Source organism: Herpetosiphonaceae bacterium (assembly GCA_036374795.1).
Lineage (GTDB): Bacteria > Chloroflexota > Chloroflexia > Chloroflexales > Kallotenuaceae > LB3-1.
Window position 1 is genome coordinate 1 of record DASUTC010000319.1, and the last position, 20,472, is coordinate 20,472.

Here is a 20,472-nt window from a genome sequence, read left to right on the forward strand (position 1 = left end):
GGCAAATCCGGCGGCGTTCCAGCCCGCGCCGTCGCGCTCGGCATCGTCGCTGAAGTTAATCTCCGGCACGCGAATGTTGTCGATGACCATGCCCGGCTTCGTGAAGGCATCGTCGGTGATCAGCGAGAAGCGCAGCACGACCTCTTTTCCGGCGTAGGGCGTCAGATCGATCTGCTCGTCAACCCACTCCGCGACATCGCTCTCTCCGGTGGTGCCGGTGTAGCCGTTGCCCCAGTTCGCGCCCTGCGGATCTTCCGTGGTGGTGTGGCGTCCCTGGAGCGTGGTGAAGGTTTCGCCGCCGTCAGCCGAGACTGAGACGAAGCCGTAATCGTAGTCCGCCTCGATGTCGAACCAGAGCCGGAACTGAAGCGTTGCGCTGGAGACGTTGCGCAGATCCAGGGTGCGCGTCAGCGTGCTATGCCCGCTATCGCCCCGGTTGCTCCACCACATCGCGCTGCCTTCCGGCTGCGCTTCGACCACCCCAATTGTATCACTTCCATCGAAGCGCAAAACGCGCTCTTCGTCGGCTTCGGGGACCTCGTAGAAGTCGCTGCCGAACTGCGAGACGCTCTCGGCCTCGTCGTTGTTGGGCAGCGGCTGGGGCCTGACGGTTTCGGCGAGCTGCTTGTAGGTATAGCGGCCTTTGCCGTAGCGCTGGCTGTTGACCAGATTCGCGATCGACCAATCGGCGTACAGATCGCCAAAGTCCTTGATCTCAGGATTGAGCTTGCGCGCGGTTTCGGCAAACAGCTCCAGTCGCTCGCCCGCGCCATCGCGGATCAACTGTTTCAGATCGAGATCCTTGCCGTACTGCTCGTAGAAGTAGGTCAGAAAGAGATACGACGCGCCGTAGTGCGGGATCGCCTCCTGGGGATTGTCCGCCCATGCGGTGAGCTGAAGGTCGGGGGCGACAAGGTAGGCCGGTGTGACATTGATCACCGACTCCTCAAAGCCGTTCAGCTCCTCGGCCAACTGCGCCAGCCCCTCGTTCATCCAGGTCGTCGGACGCTTCGACTCGTTCCACTGGATCATATGCTGAAACTCGTGCGCCAGCACATCGCCGTAGGAATCGGTGCCGGGAATGCGATCGTCGGTGTTGATATAGAACATTTCGCGCTCGTTCGAGAAGCGATTGACGTCATTGGGCACCTCGTCGCTGCCGGAGAAGTAGCCGCCCGCGCCCTGGATGCGCGCATTCAGGATCGTCAGACGCGGATCGCCGTCCACCCCAGGCGACCACTCCGAGCCGAAGAGTTCGCGGTTGCGCGGGTAGATCTCGTCGTTGAACTGACGCGCCGACCGTTCGAGCGCCCGCAGGTCAAGCTCGACGCCGTTCTCGACATAGACCAGCACATGATCGAGGATCAGCACCAGCGTCGCCGTGATCGTATAGTTGCGATCGGTCGCCACGTTGGTGACGTTGAAGACCTCCTCATCGCCGACCTTGAGATTGCGCGGCTCGACACGCGCCACCCGATCTTTCGTCTTGGTCCGCCCGAACTGAAACGCCAGCTCGATCGGATCGCGATGCGGCATCAGGTTTTCGCCGAGCGAGGCAATCGTCGCCATGCCCGGATCTGTCACCGGCTGCGTGGTTGCTGCTGGCGCTGGCGTGCTCGGATCAGAGGTGGGGGTGGATTCGGCGGGGGAGCGCGTGGGCGCGGCGGTTTGGTCTGGCTGCTCCGTCGCCGACGGCTCAGGAGCGCTGGTAGCGGCTGCCGACGGCTCGGCTGACGAGGTGGGAGCCTCGGCGACGGGCGCTGCCGGGATCGGCGTGACGCCCTGGCAACCTGCCAGCACGAGCATCCCAACCAGCAGCAGCGTGAAGAGCGCTATAGCTGGACGCACAGTTTGCATCGATAACATTCGGCCTCTTTCCGTATCATGGGAGATGTATTGTACGAGGATGCGTAGCATGTGGCAAGCAGCGAGCTAGAACAAAGAACAGCGAGCAGGGAGCATCGCTGCGTATCAATAGTCGGTTGTTCTTGGTTTGCTTGTTGTTTGTTCGCCATACAACGACACATGTTGAAGTGAAGAAATAACGGTGGCACCCAGGCCCAAAGGGCACCCGCGCTGCGCTCGGTTCTACAGCAGTTGCTTCAGCTCCTCGGCGGCTTTGCGCGTCATGCCCGGCACAGCGGCAAGCTCGTCGACCGACGCCTGGCGGATCGCGTCCAGCGACCCGAAATGCTTGAGCAGTGCCTGCTTGCGCTTGGGGCCGATCCCCGGAATGTCGATCAGCGGCGAGACGAAGGTGTTTTTGTCGCGCAGCTTGCGGTGATAGGTGATCGCGAAGCGGTGCGCCTCCTCGTCGATCTGCTGCACCAGATACAGCGCGGGCGATGTGCGCGGCAGCTCGATGGGCCGGGGCGCGTGCGGCAGTTGCAGATCGAAGCGGTCGCGGTTGGGGCCTTTGGTCGCGCCGACCAGCGGAACGTGGCCGAAGCCAAGCTCGTCGAGCACCGCTTTCACGGCGTTGACCTGCGCCTTGCCGCCGTCGATGATCAGCAGATCGGGCATTTCCGCCCAGCGCTCGTCGATCTCCTGGCCGTCGGCGCTGGTCGGGCCGCGATCGGACGGATCGGGAGCGTCCGCGAGGTCGGGCGGCGGCTGATCGGGATCGGTCGCGCTATTGATCTCCACCAGCTCGCCCTGCGCCTGCTGCGCGCGCCGAAAGCGTCGACGCAGCACCTCTTGCAGCGACGCCACATCGTTGGCGCCCGCGATGGTCTTAATCTTGAAGCGGCGGTACTCGCTTTTTCTGGCCTCGCCGTTCTCGAAGACCACCATCGAGCCGACGGAGTTGGTGCCCTGGGTATTGGAAATATCGTAGCACTCGATGCGCCGGGGCAGCCCCGCGAGATCGAGCACATCGCGCAGCTCCGTCAGCGCGCCGATCGTCCGCTGGGAAGAGTTGAGCCACTTCAGCCGAACCTCTTCGAGCTTCTGGGCGGCGTTCTTGGCGGCGAGATCGAGAAGCTGGCGTTTCTCGCCCCGGCGCGGCACGCTCAGCGAGACGCGATGGCCGCCCTTGTGCTCCAGCCAGCGCTCGATGATCTCGGCCTCTTCGGGATGCTCGGCCAGCAGAATATCGGACGGAATCGACGCCGCCGAGTCGTAGAACTGGGTCAGAAATTGCGTGAGCAGCTCTTGATTGTCGGTATCCTCTGCTCCTTCAAGCGTGAACGGCTCCGCGCCGATCAGCTTTCCGCCGCGCACAAAAAAGACCTGCACGACCGCCGAGCCGTTCTCACGGGCGAACGCGATCACATCCTGGTCGGTCGCCGCAGTTTTCAAGACCTTCTGGCGCTCCAGCACTTTTTCCAGCGCCTCGATCTGATCGCGGACATACGCGGCGCGCTCAAACTCCAGCGCCTCGGCGGCGGCAACCATCTTGCGCCGCAGGTCGCGCACGATCTGCTCGGACTTGCCCTCCAGGAACAGACACACATCGCCGATCGCCTTGCGATACTCCTCATTCGAGGTCAGACCGGGCACGCACGGCCCCAGGCAGCGCCGAATGTCGTAGTACATGCAGGGCTTGCCCAGCTTGCGGTGCCGATCGAACTTCACGTCCGAACAGTCGTAGGGCGGGCGAAAGCTAAAGAGCTTATTCAGCAGCTTGAGCGTGGCGCGCACCGAGCCTGCCGAGGCGAAGGGGCCGAAATAGCGCGCGCCGTCGTCCACAACCTTGCGCGTGGTGAAGATGCGCGGCCAGCTTTCTTGCAGCGTGATCTTAATGTAGGGATAGCTTTTATCGTCCTTGAGCAGCACGTTGTACTTGGGCCGGTGCTGCTTGATCAGGTTCATCTCCAGCACCAGCGCCTCAAGCTCGCTCGATGTCAGGATATAGTCGAAATCGGCGATCTGCGAGACAAGCCGCCGCGTCTTGCCGCTCAGGCCGCGCGGCGCGCCAAAATAGGAGCGCATCCGGTCGCGCAGCACCTTCGATTTGCCGACGTACAAGATCTTGCCGCCGGTGTCTTTCCAGAGATACACGCCCGGCGAGAGCGGCACGTTCTTCAGGCGCTCTTCAAAGGCGGACGGATCTTCGATCGCTGTGTAGGTTAGATCTGGCATGCTACCTGTTCACTCATTTGCAAGGGCGCGCACTCACGCGCAAAGGCCATCGTCGCGCGTCCTGTGAGGTCATGGCTCGTTTTATTGTACCCCTGCCCCGGTGCATCATCAAGCAATGTGCGCGGACGCGCCACGTGCCGCTCCAGCCGATGATGCATGATGCTCGCCACGGCTGCTGAATGCTGTATCTCGGAGCGCGGGATCTGGCGCTGCATGCGCGGGACGCTCGCAGGTTCGATCTTGAAGGTGGCGAGCGTCGTACGTGCGGCTAGGGTCTTTGGATGGCGTGGGCCGAACCGCTGTCCTTAAAACAGATCGCTTTTTGTATCGGAAACCGATCCCACAGACGAGGGCGGCCATGATGTACTAGGACTACGTTGGGATTTCCCTACGCAAGGAAATCATCCAGGCCCTTTGGAAAGAATGCAAGGCTCTCGCGAGGCATCCCGAATGACTGTTACACCAAATCGACCACGCGCCGAACCAGTAGGTCACGAGATCGGTTCGAGCGAGCATCGACGCTTCTCAGCAGGCTGCCGCTCCACCGCGTCCGACTGTCGTGTGAGGGATGAGATGATCCGTATCGTGCTTGTCGACGATCAACCGGCTTTCCGGCGAATCACCCACCGCCTGCTCTCGATGCACTCAGAGATAGTGGTGGTCGGCGAGGCAGGGGATGGCATGGAGGCGCTCGACGTGGTAGCGCAGGTCCGTCCCGATGTCGTGCTGATGGATCTGTACATGCCCATTCTTGATGGCGTTGCGGCTACGAGGCAGATACGGGCGGCCTATCCCGATGTTCAGATTATCCTGTTTACCTCGGTTGATCAGGACGGCTATGTGCTGGAAGGCGTGCGCGCTGGGGCCTCAGGCTATCTGCTGAAGACTGCGCGCACGGAGATGCTCGTGGCAGCGATTCAGGCAGCGATCGACGGGCGATCAGATGCTCGCGGTCGCCAGCCAGGATGAGGACCTCCAACGGTAGTCCTGGCGAGCCTGGGGTGGCGCAGCCGGATCGTTTCTGCCGAACCAGGATGTTGGCAGCTCGTGCGGTGCGGCTGCGCCACGCTGGCATCATGCTCGCTCAGGCTATGGCTCGTTGGAGCGAGCGCCAGGGTTTAAGAGGCTCGGACACGCTCAGAGCGGAGCGAATCTCCGCGGGAGATCGAAACACAGCACCCTGCGATTGACGTACGTCTGACGCACGCTTATAATACCGCCGTTACTCCACAGCCAGGCCAATGATCTGTACCATCGATTGCTCGGCTGTCCAACGTGCTGAACATCCCAAGTAGCCATCGTCGTTTGCCAAACGTTATCCGCAAGGTTGCTATTTCCAGATGATCCCACGACCCGAAGAGCAGACCAACGACAAGCATGCCCCGACCCTAGAGCCAGAGCGCCTACCGCCGCACCTCGCCCGGCTGCCCGGAGAGCAGTGGGCCGTCTGGCGTTGGGCAGGACTACGCGGCGCTGGATTTCCGGCAAACAGCGTGCTTAAGCTCGCCGACGCCGCTTGCGCGCGCACAGCCGATGAGACGATTGATGCCGAGGCGGAGGCAGAGCAGGCATTAGCGCTGGCATTGGGCGCGGTCAACGCGGCGCTGGATGATCTGCGTGCTTCCCAGGGCTGGGACGATCCGGATCGACGAGCGCCGCTCCTCAAGCTCCTGCGCGGCCTCAAGAAGGGCGACCTTCCGCAGCAAACACCGGTCCCGCCCGCCGTGGCCGAGGCGTTGGCTGCGCTCCAGGCTGCGCGCGCACGGGCGGAGACGGCTCGCGCAGCGTTTGCGCTGGCGTTTGAAACAGCCATCCAGTCGATCTCTCAGGCGATCAGCGACATTGCTGGCGACGACCGCTTTCGTGAGGCGCTGGTGTGGCAAAATCGGCGGGCCTTGCATACCGGTATCGCGTCGCTTCAGACCGCTTCTCAGAGAGCGGGGCGCGGCTCCCAGCGTCGTCAGCACGAAGAGATGGTAGCGAACTACCTTCAGCGGTATTGTGTCAAGAATGACACCATCGGGTTTTTTGGACCCGTGGGCTGGGCGCGATTCACGCCGTGCGACGAGGCGATCAGGGTGCGGCCCGGCCCGTCGCTCCTGCGTGTGCGAAACGTCTACTTTGAGCAGTGGGCCGTCGACGGAGTGGCAGCCGCGCTGGCGAAAACCAGCGTGTTACGCCCGTGGTTCGCTCCCCGGCGGCTGCCGTTCTTCGACCTGTGCGGAACGACGCTGTACTGGCCCGCCAAGCGACCGCTCCGTGTGTCGGCGGCCCAGGCGGCGGTGCTGGCGGCTTGCACCGGCGCGCGAACCGCGCAAACGATCGCGGCTGAGCTGGGCGGCGAGGCGGAGGTGTATAAGCTGCTCGATCAGTTGCGCAACCTGGGCGTGATCACCTGGACGCTTGAGGTTCCGTTCGCGGGGCATCCTGAGCGAGCGCTGCGGCGGCTGCTTGAGCGGATCGACGAGCCTCGTCTGCGCAGGTCCGCGCTTGCTCCGCTCGATGAGCTTGAGCAGCTACGGGACGAGGTTGTGCGGGCAACCGGCAGCGCTGAAGATCTGGATCAGGCATTGGACGCGCTGGAGCGGGCTTTTACGCGCCTGACCGATGCGCAGGCAACGCGCAAGGCAGGTGCCACGTATGCCGGACGAACGCTGGTCTATGAGGATTGCCAGCGTGATATTGAGATCGAGCTGGGGCCGTCGCTGTTGGATGAGCTAGGTCCTGCGCTCTCGCTGCTGCTGGCGAGCGCCCGCTGGTACACGTACCAGACTGGGGCGCTCTACCGCGTGGCGCTCGACGAGATCTATAACGACCTTGCGCGCCAGACAGGCTCGCCAGAAGTTGAGATGGTCGCCTTCTGGCAGCAGGCCCAGAGCCGCCTGCACAACGAGCAGCCACATCTTGCTCTGGCCGTCATGCGTATGTTTCAGGAGCGCTGGGCGGATGTGCTGGCGATCCCTGAAGGCCAGCGCCAGGTGGCCTATACCAGCGACGAGCTAGGGCCACGTGTCGCGCAGGCATTTGCAGCGCCCGCTCCCGGCTGGCAGAGCGCCCGCTATCATAGCCCGGATGTGATGATCGCGTCCTCCAGCCCGGAGGCAATTCGCCAGGGGGATTACCAGCTCGTGATGGGCGAGCTGCACCTTGCGGCGAACACGCTGCGCGGATCGCTGTTCGTCAATCAGCACCCGGCGCCGGGCGAGCTGCTGGCCGCGCTTGAGTGCGATCTTCCCGATCCGCAGGTGGTGCCGATCGCGCCGCGCAACTGGCCGGAAATCACCTCGCGTACACGGTCGGAGTTTATCACCGACCGCGATTTCCGGCTGGCGTTCACCTTCGATGCAGCCGGACACAACCATCCCCGCCTGCTGACGATCGGCGGGCTGATCGTGGTGAAGCACGGAACCCGGCTCGTGGTTCGCACCCGCGACGGTCGTCACCAGTTCGATATCGTCGAGTTCTTCTCTGAGATCATGATGATGGATATTGTGGACGGCTTCAAGATCTTTGGTGCGCACAGCCACACGCCCCGCGTAACGATCGATCGCCTGGTGGTGAGCCGCGAGACGTGGCGCGTGGCTCCCAGGGCGCTGCCGTTTGCCAACGATAAAAGCGAGGCCGGTCGCTTCCTTGGAGCTCGGCGCTGGGCGCGAGAAAATGGCCTGCCGCGCCAGGTGTTTGTGAAGTCGCCGATCGAGCGCAAGCCGTTTTATGTTGATTTCGACAGCCCGATCCTGGTCAATATTCTGGCGAAAACCGCGCGCCGGATGGCCGAGCAGGACGCGGCGGAGTCGCTCCTGACGATCACCGAGATGTGTCCCGCGCTCGATCAGACCTGGCTGCCCGATGCGGATGGTCAGGCTTATACGAGCGAGCTGCGGATCGTTGCGGTCGATCAGCGCTGCTAGCGCAGCTCCAATCCTGAAGCCGCGCTGGTAGCCTCCGACAATCACGGGCGTTGCTCTTGCGATGGGCAACTGGCGACCAGCGCCAGCAGCGCGTCGGCAAAATACGCTGATAGGCGCGCAATCGTCGCGTCGTGGTGCAGCTCGCGGCTGTAGGTCCACCCAAGCTGTAAGCGCCCCCCGACGATGCTGCCGTCGATCTCAAGCAGATAGCGCCGGTTGCCGTGCGGGCTGCGCACGAATCCGACCCACTCGCGCGCAGGTCCGAAGGGCGCGTCATCCGCCAATACCTGATCGAACTGCCCCAGATAGTTAAAGCGCACCTCGGCCTGGGGCAGCGCACAGAGCCGCCTGGCGATGGTTTCGTCGCCAAGATAGCGCAGCAGGCCGTAGCCAATGCCGCGCTGCGGGATCGAGCTGAGCTGTGCTTTGACCGCGTGCAGGGCCGCGACCGGCGTCGTCGCCGCTCCGAGATCCAGCACAATCGGGAAGAGCGACGCCAGCCAGCCGACCGTGCGCGATGGATCAAGATCCTCGAACAGCGCCTCACGACCATGACCCTCCATCTCGGTCAGCAGCGTTGGCGACCCGGTCCACTCCTTGAATGCCCAGGCCAGGGCTGTCATCAGAATGTCGTTGATCTGGACCTGATAGGTCGCGGGCACGACCTGGAGCAGCGCGCGGGTGGCGTCGCCGTCGAACCACGTGCGCTCGGTATGCGACGAGGCGACCGTGCTTGTGCGCACTCCCTGCGGATGATCCACCGGCAGGCCGACGACCCGCGTGCGAGCTTCGTCGAGCCAGTAGCTCAGCTCATCGTTGAGCGCGCCGGAGCGCGCATAGGCCGTCAGGCGCTCGGCCCACTCCCTGAGCGAGCTTGTCTTGAGCGGCAGCTGGACCGGCTCTCCCTGGCTCAACTGGTGATAGACCGTCTGAAAATCCTCAAGCACGATGCGCCACGAGACGCCATCGGTGACTAGGTGGTGAATGATGATCAGCAGCCTGCCCGACCGATCCGCGCCAAGGTCGATATAGGCGACACGCAGGAGCGGCCCCTCGGAGAGGTTGAGGCTGGCCTGGAGCTGGGCTGCGGTGGCCTCAAGCGCCGCGATCCGCGACTCCTCCGGCGTGATCGACAGATCGATCCAGTCGAACGGCACCGGCACATCCGGCTCTGCGCAGATCTGCCGCCAGCCGTTGCCATCGCGGATGAAGCGCAGCCGCAGGGCATCATGGTGCAGCATCAGATGACCGACCACCTCGCGCAGTAGCTCAGGCGTTGGCTTCTGGAAGACCTCGAACAGCACGGTTTGATTCCAGTGATGCGCATCGGCCAGATCTTGCTCCAGCAGCCAGTGCTGGAACGGCAGCAGCGGCACCGGTCCAGCCAGCGGCGCTTGCTCGGCGACATGCGCGGGACTGGCCTGCATCGCCGCTGCCAGCGACGCGATCGTCTGGTGCTGGAAGAGCTGGGTCAGCGTCAGGCGCAGCCCGGCGCGCGTGGCCCGCGAGATGACCTGCAAGCTCAGGATCGAGTCGCCGCCAAGCTCGAAAAAGTTATCGTGGACTCCGACTCGTTCCAGCCGCAGAATCTCTTTCCAGAGGCCAGCGAGGAGCTGCTCGGCTGAGGTGCGCGGCGCGACAAAGGCTCGCTGCGCAGCGAGTCGATCTCGCCCAGGATCGGGCAGCGCGGTGCGATCGAGCTTGCCGTTGGGCGTCAGCGGCAGCGCGTCGAGGAAGACGAACGCGCTCGGCACCATGTACTCCGGCAGCCGCTCTTTGAGATAGGTTCGGAGCTCTGAGTGCAGGCCCTCACCAAGTCCAGAGGGCACCTGCCCAGGCTCCCTTTGTTCTTTGTGTACCGGGTGCCCATGCCGGGTGCCCATGCCGGGCGCCCGTTCTTGGTTCTCAACAATATACGCGACCAGCCGCTCGTCGCGGAGCAGCACGATCGCCTCGCGCACGGCCTGGTGCTGCCGGAGCGTCGACTCGATCTCGCCCAGCTCGATCCGGAAGCCGCGCAGCTTGACCTGATGATCCACGCGGCCAAGAAACTCAATCGTGCCATCGGGCCGGTAGCGCGCGAGATCGCCGGTGCGGTAGAGCCGGGTGCCACGAGTATCGCCGAAGGGGTTGGGCACGAAGCGCTCGGCAGTCAGATCGGGCCGCTTAAGGTAGCCGCGCGCCACGCCTGCGCCGCCGATGTACAGCTCGCCGGGCACGCCCGCCGGAACCGGGTTGCGGTAGCGATCCAGCAGGAAAATCTGGGTGTTGGCGATCGGACGACCGATCGGCACCGTCTCGGCGATCTGCTCCACGCGATGCGTCGCTGACCAGATCGTCGTCTCGGTGGGGCCGTACATATTCATGATTGTAGCTGGAAGCGCGTCGCGCAACTGCCGCGCAAGATCAGGCGGCAGCGCCTCGCCGCCGAGCAGCAGCGCCCGCAGCGAGCGCATGGCCGCGAGTGTGTCCGGCTCTTGCGCCAGTATCCGCGCCAGCGACGGCGTGCATTGCAGATGCGACACCTCATGCAGGGCCAGCGTGTCCGGCAGCGGCATCGACGCGACGGCTGGCACGCTAAGCTGCTGGCTGCGCTCGCGCACGACATTCAGCAACTCAAGACTATCAAGCACGACGTCGGGGTCGATCCCAAAGTCGATCAGGCACGCCACCTCATCCACGCCTATCTCGGTAAGCTGCCCGATCATCTCCAGGCACGTGTCGGGCGTGCCCATGAGGCCGCTCGCGCCGAAATATCGATCGAAGGCGTGAGCCAGCAGCGCCTCCATGTCCGACTCGCTGAAATTGGCGGCGGTGATGTCCTGGCCCAGGCTGCGCGCCAGATTACCGATCAGATCCAGCGAGCTGCGCAGGTAGTTGATAAACGGTCGCCGCACCGTCTCGCGCACCTGTTCCAGATCCTCGCCGACAAAGGTATGCAGCATCAGGGTCACGTAGCCGTCGCCCGGATGTCCATGATCGCGCCACGCCTGGCGGTAGACCGCGATCTTCGTCGCCAGCTCATCGAGATTCTGGCCCAGCAGGTGTGTCAGCAGGCTCGCGCCGACCTCACCAGCCATCCGAAACGTTTCGGGATTGCCAGCCGCCGTCAGCCAGACTGGCAGATCGCGCTGGATCGGCGGTGGAAAGATCGTCACCTTGACCTCGTTGCCGGTGCCGCCGCTTGCGGTGACAGGCTCGCCGCGCCACAGCGCCCGCACCGTCTCGATCGCCTGCATCATCACCGATTTGCGCTCCGCATAGCGATCGGGCGCGAGCACAAAATCGTCGGCGTGCCAGCCGGAGGCGAACGAGAGGCCGACCCGCCCGTGTGAAAGATTATCGACTACCGACCACTCCTCGGCGACCCGAATCGGCTGATGGAGCGGCAGGACGATGCTTCCGGCCCGGATCTGAATGCGCTGCGTGACGGCGGCGAGCGCGGCGCTGACGACGGATGGATTCGGGTACAGGCCGCCGAAGGGATGAAAATGGCGCTCCGGCGTCCAGACGGCGCTGAAGCCAGCTTGATCGGCGAAGCGCGCGCCCTCAAGCAGCAGACGATACCGATCGCTGGCGTCGCTCCCGGCATCCCCGGCGAAGTAGAACAGGCTGAAGGCGATCGGACGCTGCGCGCTGCGGATCGGGCGCGCCTGCTCCGCATGGATCACCACCTGAAACCCGCGCGTCAGGGTCCACAGCAGCTCAAGCACGGAGATGTCAAAGGAGGCACTGGTGACAGCCAGCCAGACACCTGGATCGTGGCCGAGCTGCCGGTCCATGCCAGTAAAGAAGTTGACGACGTTACGGTGACTGACCACCACGCCCTTCGGCTGTCCGGTCGAGCCTGATGTGTAGATCAGGTAGGCTATATTGTCGGGCGTCGCTCCGGCAGCCAGATCTGTCTCTCTCTCGCGACCGATCACCGGCCACTCCGCATCCAGATACACCGTCCTGACGCTGGATGCGGCGCGTGCCAGCCATGCGCTCTGCCGTCGCCGGGTGATCAACACCTTGGCCTGCGAGTCCTGAAGCATCAAGGCCAGCCGCTCAGGCGGATACGTGGGGTCCAGCGGCAGATACGCGCCGCCCGCTTTCAGAATACCGAGCATCGCCACAACCAGCGCTGCCGAGCGCTCGACACACAGACCGACGCAGATCTCCGGCCCCACGCCGAGGCCGCGCAGATAATGCGCAAGCTGGTTCGCGCGCTCGTTCAGCTCCGCGTAGGACAGCGATTCGTCGCCAGCGGTCAGGGCGATGCCAGCGGGCGTCTGCGCGGCCTGCCGCTCGAACAGCGTGTGGATGCAAGCATCGTCGGATGCGGCGGCTGTCGCGTTCCAGTCGATGAGCATGCGATCACGCTCGGCAGCGGTCAGCAGCGGCAGATCCGCCAGCCGCCGATCCGGGTTGTCGACCACGCTTTCCAGAATCAGCTCATAGCGCTCGGTCAGCCGCGCGATCGTCTCCGATTCAAAGAGATCGGTGTTGTACTCCAGAAAGCCGACCAGTCCGTTCTCGGTGTTGACCAGGAACAGCGTGAGATCAAGCTGCGCCGCGCCGGTCTGAAGGTCGAGCGGCTGGAGCGTCAAGCCGTCGAACTGCTGATCGGGGATCGGCGCGTTCTGGACGTTGAGCATCACATGGAACAGCGGATTGCCGCTCAGGTCGCGATCGGGCTGTAGCTCTTCGACCAGCTTCTCGAAGGGCAGGTCCTGATGGGCATAGGCTCCTGAGCAGATCGTCCGCACACGGCCTAGCAGCTCGCGAAAGCTCGGATTGCCCGAACAATCGGTGCGCAGCACCAGCGTGTTGATAAACGGCCCGACGAGCACCTGAGTCTCAGGGCGCGTCCGTCCGGCCACGGGCGAGCCGACGACAATATCAGTCTGGCCGGTGTAGCGATGGAGGAGCGCCTGAAACGCCGCCAGCAGCACCATAAAGAGAGTAGCGCCTTCGTGCTGGCTCAGCCGAGCCAGCGCGCTGGCGAGCGCCTGCGGATACATCAGCGCGTGCTGAGCGCCGCGAAAGGTCTGGATCGCCGGTCGTGGATGATCGGAGGGCAGGTCCAGTGTCGGCAGATCGCTCAACTGGTGCTTCCAGTAGGCGAGCTGATCGTCAAGCACCGCGCCCTGAAGCCATTGGCGCTGCCAGGCGGCATAATCGGCGTACTGGATCGGCAGATCGGGCAGGGCAACGCCGCTGCCGTGAGCGAAAGCGCCATACAACACGGCCAGCTCATGGATCAGCACGCCCTTTGACCATCCATCGCAGACGATGTGATGCAGCGACAGCAGCGCGATAGAGTCCTGCGGCCCCAGCCGTACCAGCGTGGCGCGGACGAGCGGCCCCTCGGCCAGATCGAACGGACGCTGCGACTCCGCCGAGAGTAGCTGTTGCGCCAGCATTTCGGGCTGCGACTCGTGCGACAGATCGATCAGCGCAAGCGGGAGGCTCTGGCTGGGCGCGACGACCTGCACCGGCTGCTCGTCGGTGTCGTGAAAGGTCGTGCGCAGAATCTCGTGCCGCGCAACGATCGCGTCGAGCGCGCGCTGTAGCGCCGCCGTATCGAGCGGGCCGGTCAGCCGCAGGGCAATCGGGATCGTGTAGGCGGAGCTGCCGGGAGCCAGCTTGTCAAGAAACCACAGCCGCTGCTGACTGAACGAGAGCGGCGCTGTGGCATTCGCCCGTCGTGGTATCGCCTGCGGCTCGGCTGGCGGCGCGGACTCGCCGCGCTTCCACTTTTCGAGCAGCGCTCGCTGGGCCGGTGAAAGATCGGCCTTGCGTCGCATCAGATCATCCAGCAGTGACATGATATAGCTTCCTTGCCTGACGGAGAACAAAGAACCGGGTGCCATGCGGGTGCCCTTTGGGCATGGCGCCCGGCGCACAAAGGAACAAGAGAACCAAGCGAGAGCAGAGAACCAAGAACGAACGAAGAACGTTGAACTCAGAACTCAAGACTCATGACCGGCTACATCAGCAGCCGAATCTCCTCATCCGACAGGGTTGCAATCTTCTCGATCAGCTTGGCCTCCAGCAGCTCAGCCAGCCCGGCGATCGTCGGCGTCTCGAACAGGCTGTGCAGCGGCAGCTCAACCGGAAAAAGCTCGCGGACCCGAAAGATGAGCTCGGTCGCGATCAGCGAGTGGCCGCCAAGCTCGAAGAAGTTATCGTACACGCCGATCGGCCCGATGCCCAGGCTTTCCTGCCAGATCAGCGCGATCTTCTGCTCTAGCTCGCTGCGCGGTGCGACATACTCATTCGGCAGATCAGGCCGCAGGTAGGTCGGCGCGGGCGTGGCTTGAGCCGCTGGCGGAGCGGCCCTATCGGATGACGGCGGCGCAATACCCAGCGCCTGCGGCTCTACCCAGTAGCGCTGACGCTCGAACGGATAGGTCGGCAGTTGCAAGCGCTGGCGACGCTCGGCATACAGCGCTGCCCAATCAACCGGCACGCCAGCCAGCCACAGGCGGCCTAAAGTCGCCAGCAGAAAGACCTCGTCTGGCTGATCCTCCTGGGGATGGCGCAGCGATGAGAGCAGGACCGGCCCCGGCGCTGCGTCGGTCTGAGGCCGAGCCAGGCTGATCAGCGTGCGGCCCGGCCCAACCTCAAGCAGCACCCGGTGAGGATTCTCGATCAGCGTCGCCACGCCGTCGGCGAAGCGTACCGTCTGGCGGAGCTGGCTTGCCCAGTAGCGCGGGTTCATCACATCGCTGGCAGTAGCCCAGGTTCCGGTGACGTTGGAGACGAACGGAATAGTCGGCGGGCGGAGCGTCACCGATCGCACGCGCTCCACGAACACATCCACGATCGAGTCCATGTGCGCCGAGTGGAAGGCGTAGGCGCTCGGCAGACGTCGGCAGCGCACATCCTGCGCCGCCAAACGCTGCTCAAGCCGATCGATCTCGGTGGCCGACCCGGCGGCAACACAGAGCGCTGGCCCGTTGATCGCCGCGAGCGACAGGCGATCGTTGAGCAGCGGCAGCAGCGCTTCCGCCGCCAGCGAGACGCTGAGCATCCCGCCGCCGGAGCATTGATGCATGAGCCGTCCGCGCGCGGCGACCAGCGCAATCGCGTCTTCGAGCGCGAACACATCGGCCAGACAGGCGGCGACATACTCGCCCAGGCTGTGGCCGATCATCGCGACAGGCTTGACGCCCCACGAGATCCAGAGCTGCGCCAGCGCGTACTCGACCGCAAACAGCGCTGGCTGTGTGATCCAGGTCTGGCTCAGCAGATCGTCGGGCGTGTGTGCTGACGAAGTGGGATAAAGCACGTCGCGCAGATCCAGACCCAGGTGCCGAGCAAAGAGCGTGGCGCAGCGGTCGAGATGCTCGCGAAAGATCGGCTCGTGGCGGTAGATGTCCTGGGCCATCCGCAGGTATTGCGCGCCCTGCCCCGGAAACATGAAAACGACGGGCCGCTCCTGAAGCGCGGTCGCACCTCGCAAAACCCGATTCGATCCGGGCGCTGAGAGCGCCGAGAGCGCATCCTGCACATCACTGGCGACGAGCGTCTGGCGATGCTCGAAGGCGCGCCGTCCAAGCTGCAATGTGTAGGCGACATCGGCGAGCTGCACCTCAGGATGCTGACGCAGATATTCGGCCAGATGTTCGGTCACGGCGGCAAGCGCCGTCGAGGTTCTGGCGGAGAGCGGCAGCACGTGCCAGGAGCGCGACGGATCATCGGGCGGTGCGAGCGGCGGCGCTTCCTCAAGCACAACGTGCGCGTTGGTGCCGCCGATGCCGAACGAGCTCACACCAGCGCGACGGGGCGTATCGCCGCGCGGCCAGTCGGCAAGGTGCGTGCTGACGTAGAAGGGGCTACCCGTGAAATCGATCTGCGGGTTGGGCTGCTCGAAATGTAAGCTCGGCGGAATCTGGCCGTGCTTGAGCGCCATCACCGCTTTGATCAGGCCCGCGACGCCCGCCGCCGCGTCGAGGTGTCCAATGTTAGTCTTGACCGAGCCAAGCGCGCAGAAGGTGGCTGCGTCGGTGCTTTCGCGAAAGACCTTGGTCAGCGCGGCCACTTCGATCGGATCGCCCAGCGGCGTGGCGGTGCCGTGCGTCTCGACATAGCCGATCGTCTCCGCATCGACCTGCGCCAGCGCCAGGGCATCACGAATCACCTCGGCCTGACCGTCTACACTGGGCGCGGTGTAGCCGACCTTGAGCGCGCCGTCGTTGTTGATCGCGAAGCCGCGAATCACCGCATGGACCGGATCACCGTCGGCCAGCGCGTCGTCGAGCCGCTTCAAGACCACCACACCGACTCCGCTGCCGCCGACGGTTCCGCCAGCGCTGGCGTCGAAGGCCCGGCAGTAGCCGTCAGGCGAGTGGATGCCGCCCTCCTGGTACAGGTAGCCGGATTTCTGGTGAATACCGATCGAGACGCCACCGGCCAGCGCGATGTCGCACTCGCCGTTGAGCAGACCCTGACAGGCCAGATGCACGGCCACCAGCGAGGTCGAGCACGCGGTCTGCACGCTCAGCGCAGGTCCGCGCAGGTTGAGCTTATAGGCCACGCGCGTCGCCAGAAAATCCTTGTCGTTGCCGAGCAGCGCCTGGAAGCTCCCAAGCGCCTCCATCACGTGTGGATTGGCGTACAGCAGCAGCATGTAGCTGCTCATGCTCGCTCCCGCATACACCCCGATGCGACCGTCGAACGTCTCGGTGTTGTAGCCCGCGCGCTCGATCGCCTCCCAGGCACACTCCAAAAAGAGCCGCTGCTGAGGATCTAAGATCTCGGCCTCGCGCGGCAGGTAGCCGAAGAAATGAGCATCGAAGCGATCGATGTCGTCCAGCGATCCGTGCGCTCTGACATAGCGCGGATGGTGCAGCAGCGCGTCGCTAACGCCTGCGTCGGCAAGCTCCTGCTCGGAGAAGCGGGCGATCAGATCGACTCCATCGCGGATCTGTTGCCAGTATGCCTCGACGCTCGGCGATCCGGGGAAGCGCCCGCTCATGCTGATGATCGCGATGTCGGGGCTAAAGGTATTCTCGGACTCCATCTCGTATCCTTGCTAGCGCGATGATTTCTTCGTCGATTGCGACCGCTGGCGGAACTGGCGCTGCTGGCGCATCGTTTCAAGACGTGTCGCGGCGCGCTCCTGAGCTTGCTGCGGCGCAGGCGGTCCAGGCCGATCGCCGGTGATATGCCGCGACAGGGCGCTGATCGTCGGGTACTGAAACAGCTCAACCACCGACAGATTCGGGCTGACCGTCTCGCACAGCCGCCGATGGATCTGGATCAGCAGCAGCGAATGGCCGCCGAGATCGAAGAAGTTGTCATGCACGCCGACTCTGTCAATCTTCAGCACCGCTTGCCAGATCTCGGCAATCTGCTGCTCGATGTCGCTCTGCGGCGCGACGTAGCTCGTCTCAGGCGCAGGTCGCGCGCCGTCTGGATCGGGCAGCGCTCGCAGATCGAGCTTGCCGTTGGGCGTCAGCGGCAGCGCCTCCAGCAGCACAAACGCGCTCGGCACCATGTAGTCGGGTAGATGCTCGGCCAGGTAGGCGCGGAGTTCCGCGTTCGGCGTTTCGAGCTCTTGGTTCTTGGCGCGTGGTTCGATATACGCCACCAGGCGCGGATCGCTCGCGCTGCCGCGCAGCACCACGGCGGCTGCACCTACGGCGGGATGCGAGCGCAGCGCGGCCTCGATCTCGCCTGGCTCGACTCGAAAGCCGCGCATCTTGATCTGGTGATCGAGACGGCCCAAAAACTCGATCGCGCCGTCAGGCCGATAGCGCGCCAGATCGCCGGTTTTGTAGAGCCGCGCGCCACCCTGAGGGTACCCGGTCTGGCTGAACGGATCGGGAATGAAGCGCTCGGCGGTCAGATCGGGGCGGTGGAGATAGCCGCGCGCGAGCTGCACGCCGCCAATGTGCAGCTCGCCCGGCACGCCGACCGGCACCGGCTGCACGTGCGGATCAAGAAGATAGATCTGCGTATTGGCGATCGGACGACCGATCGGGACGATGGGCAGCGGATGGTCGGGCTGGCAGGCCCACGCGGTGACATCGACCGCCGCCTCGGTGGGGCCGTAGAGGTTGTGCAGCTCGGCGTGCAGCCGGGTGAAGAAATGGTCTTGCACCTCGGAGGGCAGCGCCTCGCCGCTACAGATCACCCGGCGCAGCGAGCGGCACGCCTCCAGCTCCGGCTGCTCAAGGAACAGGCGCAGCATCGAGGGCACGAAGTGCAGCGTCGTAATCTGCTGCGCCGCGATCACCTGCGTCAGATAGGCCGGATCTTTGTGGCCCTCTGGTCGGGCGACGACCAGCCGCGCACCGCTCAGCAGCGGCCAGAAAAACTCCCAGACCGAGACATCGAAGCTGAACGGCGTTTTTTGCAGCACCCGATCGGTCGCGTCAAGCTCATACGCATCCTGCATCCACAGCAGCCGATTCACGATCGCGCGGTGGGTATTGACCGCGCCCTTGGGCTGTCCGGTCGAGCCTGAGGTGTAGATCACGTAGGCCGGATGATCCGGGCTGACGTTGACCGTGGGCGGAGTCGTCGGCTGCTGAGCGATGGTCGGCCAATCGAGATCGAGATCGACCAGCGCTGGCAGATGGCGCTCGGCGGCGCTGAAGCGTGAGGCGAACTCCTGGGAGGTGAGCAGCACCGGCACCTGCGAGTCGTCGAGCATAAATGCCAGTCGCTCGGCAGGATACGACGGATCGAGCGGCACGTAGGCTGCGCCCGCCTTCAAAATTCCCAGCAGCGCGACGACCAGATCAAGCGATCGATGCAGGCACACGCCTACGCGCGTCTCGCCCTGAGGGCACCCGCCCACGCCAAGCGCTCCGAGGTGACGCGCAAGCTGATTGGCGCGTCGATCAAGGTCGCTGTAGCTGATGCTGGTGTTCTCGAAGACTACCGCAATCGCCGTCGGCGTGCGCTGCGCCTGCTGCTCAACCAGCGTGTGGAGGCAGAGGTGCGTCGGGTACTCGACATAGGTGGTATTCCAGTCGACAAGCTGCTGCCGCTCCTGGGCAGTGAGCAGCGGTAGCTCGCTGAGCCGCTGCTCAGGAGCGGCGATGATGCCCAGCAGCAGCGTTTGGAGATGACCCGCCATCCGCTCGATCGTCGTCGGCTCGAACAGATCCGAGTTATATTCGAGCGTCCCAACAAGGCCATCGGTCGAATCGACGATCGACAGCGTGAGATCGAACTGCGACGTGCCATGTTCGACGATCAGCGGCTGGAGCGTAAGATTCGTCAGCTCGCTGGAGCCCATCGGATCATCTTGAAGGATAAACATCGACTGGAAGAGCGGCTGTCGGCTGAGATCGCGAGTCGGCTGTAGCTCCTCGACGAGCTTCTCGAATGGGAGATCCTGATGGGCATACGCCTGAAGGCACATCCGCCGCACGCGCGCCAGCAGCTCTCGGAAGGAGGGATTGCCCGACAGGTCGGCGCGCAGCACCAGCGTGTTGATGAAACAGCCGATCAGCCCCTCGATCTCCAGCCGGTGGCGTCCGGCAACCGGCGATCCGACTACGATGTCGGTCTGTCGGCTGTAGCGTGCCAGTAACACCTGCCACGACGCCAGCAGGAGCATGAACATCGTCACGCCCTGGGCCTGAGCCAGCGCCGTCAGCTCCGCGCTCGGCGCTTTCGGCAGCGCAAACATCAAGCGTCCGCCGCGAAAGGTCTGCACCGGAGGACGCGGATGGTCGGTCAGTACGTCAAGCGTGGGCAGATTGGCGAGCTGATCTTTCCAGTAGGCAAGCTGCGCCGCCAGCACCTCGCCCTGCATCCACTCGCGCTGCCAGACGGCGTAGTCGGCGTACTGGATCGGCAGATCGGCAAGCGCGGGCGAATGACCGGCGCTGAATGCCTGGTACAACGTCGCCAGCTCCTGGATAAAGATCTTCATCGACCAGCCATCCGCGACGATGTGGTGCATCGTCAGGACTAGCACATGCTCCTCGTTCTGGATGCGCAGCAAGAGCGCGCGCAGCAGCGGCCCCTGCGCCAGATCGAACGGTCGCTGGATCTCGGCGCGGGCGAGATCCCTGACGGTCGCTGTGACCGGCATATCGATGATTGCCAGCGGCACGCTCAGCGCGGGCAAGATCCGCTGCACCGGCTGCCCCTCGACGATCGGAAAGACGGTGCGCAGGGCCTCATGCCGCTCCACGACGGTATTCAGCGCGCGCTCGAAGGCACGGCTATCCAGCGGCCCTCGAAAACGCACCACCGTCGGCACGTTGTAGAACGGATTGCCCGGCTCCAACTGGTTGAGAAACCAGAGCCGCTGCTGGGCAAACGAAAGCATGGCCGTGCTACGATCGCCTGTGCGCGGCACGATCGGCAGGCGCGACGGATCGACGCCACGCGATTTGAGGAGCTTCGCAAGAAGTTCGCGCTTTTGTGGCGAAAGATCGGCAATCCGGTTAAACATATCGCTCATGCCGCAGCGGTTCCTTATCAATCAAGTTCAAAGTTTCGAGTTCAACGTTCCAAGTTC

7 protein-coding genes are annotated in these 20,472 nt (G+C 64.1%); 2 read left to right on the forward strand and 5 right to left on the reverse strand.

The window, feature by feature from the left end:
* On the reverse strand, nucleotides 1–1,848 hold a 1,848-nt coding region (locus tag VFZ66_25015), incomplete at its 3' end, for a hypothetical protein (protein HEX6292471.1).
* A 240-nt stretch (nucleotides 1,849–2,088) separates the two neighbouring features.
* Nucleotides 2,089–4,083: an excinuclease ABC subunit UvrC gene (gene uvrC / locus VFZ66_25020; protein HEX6292472.1), complete on the reverse strand. Its 1,995-nt coding sequence runs from the start codon at nucleotides 4,081–4,083 to the stop codon at nucleotides 2,089–2,091.
* Nucleotides 4,084–4,656: 573 nt separating this feature from the next.
* Between uvrC and VFZ66_25025 the strand changes: the two genes are divergently transcribed.
* Both VFZ66_25025 and VFZ66_25030 read left to right on the forward strand, forming a co-directional pair.
* On the forward strand, nucleotides 4,657–5,052 hold the full coding sequence (locus VFZ66_25025; GenBank protein HEX6292473.1) for a response regulator transcription factor: 396 nt from the start codon (nucleotides 4,657–4,659) through the stop codon (nucleotides 5,050–5,052).
* Nucleotides 5,053–5,423: 371 nt separating this feature from the next.
* The gene (locus VFZ66_25030; protein ID HEX6292474.1) at nucleotides 5,424–7,994 is read left to right on the forward strand and encodes a lantibiotic dehydratase; all 2,571 of its coding nucleotides are present in this window, start codon (nucleotides 5,424–5,426) and stop codon (nucleotides 7,992–7,994) included.
* 41 nt (nucleotides 7,995–8,035) lie between these two features.
* Here the strand turns inward: VFZ66_25030 and VFZ66_25035 are convergent, their stop codons facing one another.
* From VFZ66_25035 to VFZ66_25045, 3 genes are all read right to left on the reverse strand, one after another.
* Nucleotides 8,036–13,807, reverse strand: coding sequence for a MupA/Atu3671 family FMN-dependent luciferase-like monooxygenase (locus VFZ66_25035; GenBank protein HEX6292475.1), 5,772 nt, complete (start codon nucleotides 13,805–13,807; stop codon nucleotides 8,036–8,038).
* Between the two features lie 161 nt (nucleotides 13,808–13,968).
* Complete coding sequence (locus VFZ66_25040) at nucleotides 13,969–17,007, reverse strand: beta-ketoacyl synthase N-terminal-like domain-containing protein (protein HEX6292476.1); 3,039 nt, start codon at nucleotides 17,005–17,007, stop codon at nucleotides 13,969–13,971.
* A gap of 12 nt (nucleotides 17,008–17,019) precedes the next feature.
* On the reverse strand, nucleotides 17,020–20,415 hold the full coding sequence (locus VFZ66_25045; GenBank protein ID HEX6292477.1) for an amino acid adenylation domain-containing protein: 3,396 nt from the start codon (nucleotides 20,413–20,415) through the stop codon (nucleotides 17,020–17,022).
* Between the last annotated feature and the right edge of the window lie 57 nt (nucleotides 20,416–20,472).

Coding starts and splice junctions, on each gene's coding strand:
- uvrC (HEX6292472.1), bottom strand. CDS start 4,083: ATGCCAGATCTAACCTACACAGCGATCGAAGATCCGTCCGCCTTTGAA.
- VFZ66_25025 (HEX6292473.1), top strand. CDS start 4,657: ATGATCCGTATCGTGCTTGTCGACGATCAACCGGCTTTCCGGCGAATC.
- VFZ66_25030 (HEX6292474.1), top strand. CDS start 5,424: ATGATCCCACGACCCGAAGAGCAGACCAACGACAAGCATGCCCCGACC.
- VFZ66_25035 (HEX6292475.1), bottom strand. CDS start 13,807: ATGTCACTGCTGGATGATCTGATGCGACGCAAGGCCGATCTTTCACCG.
- VFZ66_25040 (HEX6292476.1), bottom strand. CDS start 17,007: ATGGAGTCCGAGAATACCTTTAGCCCCGACATCGCGATCATCAGCATG.
- VFZ66_25045 (HEX6292477.1), bottom strand. CDS start 20,415: ATGAGCGATATGTTTAACCGGATTGCCGATCTTTCGCCACAAAAGCGC.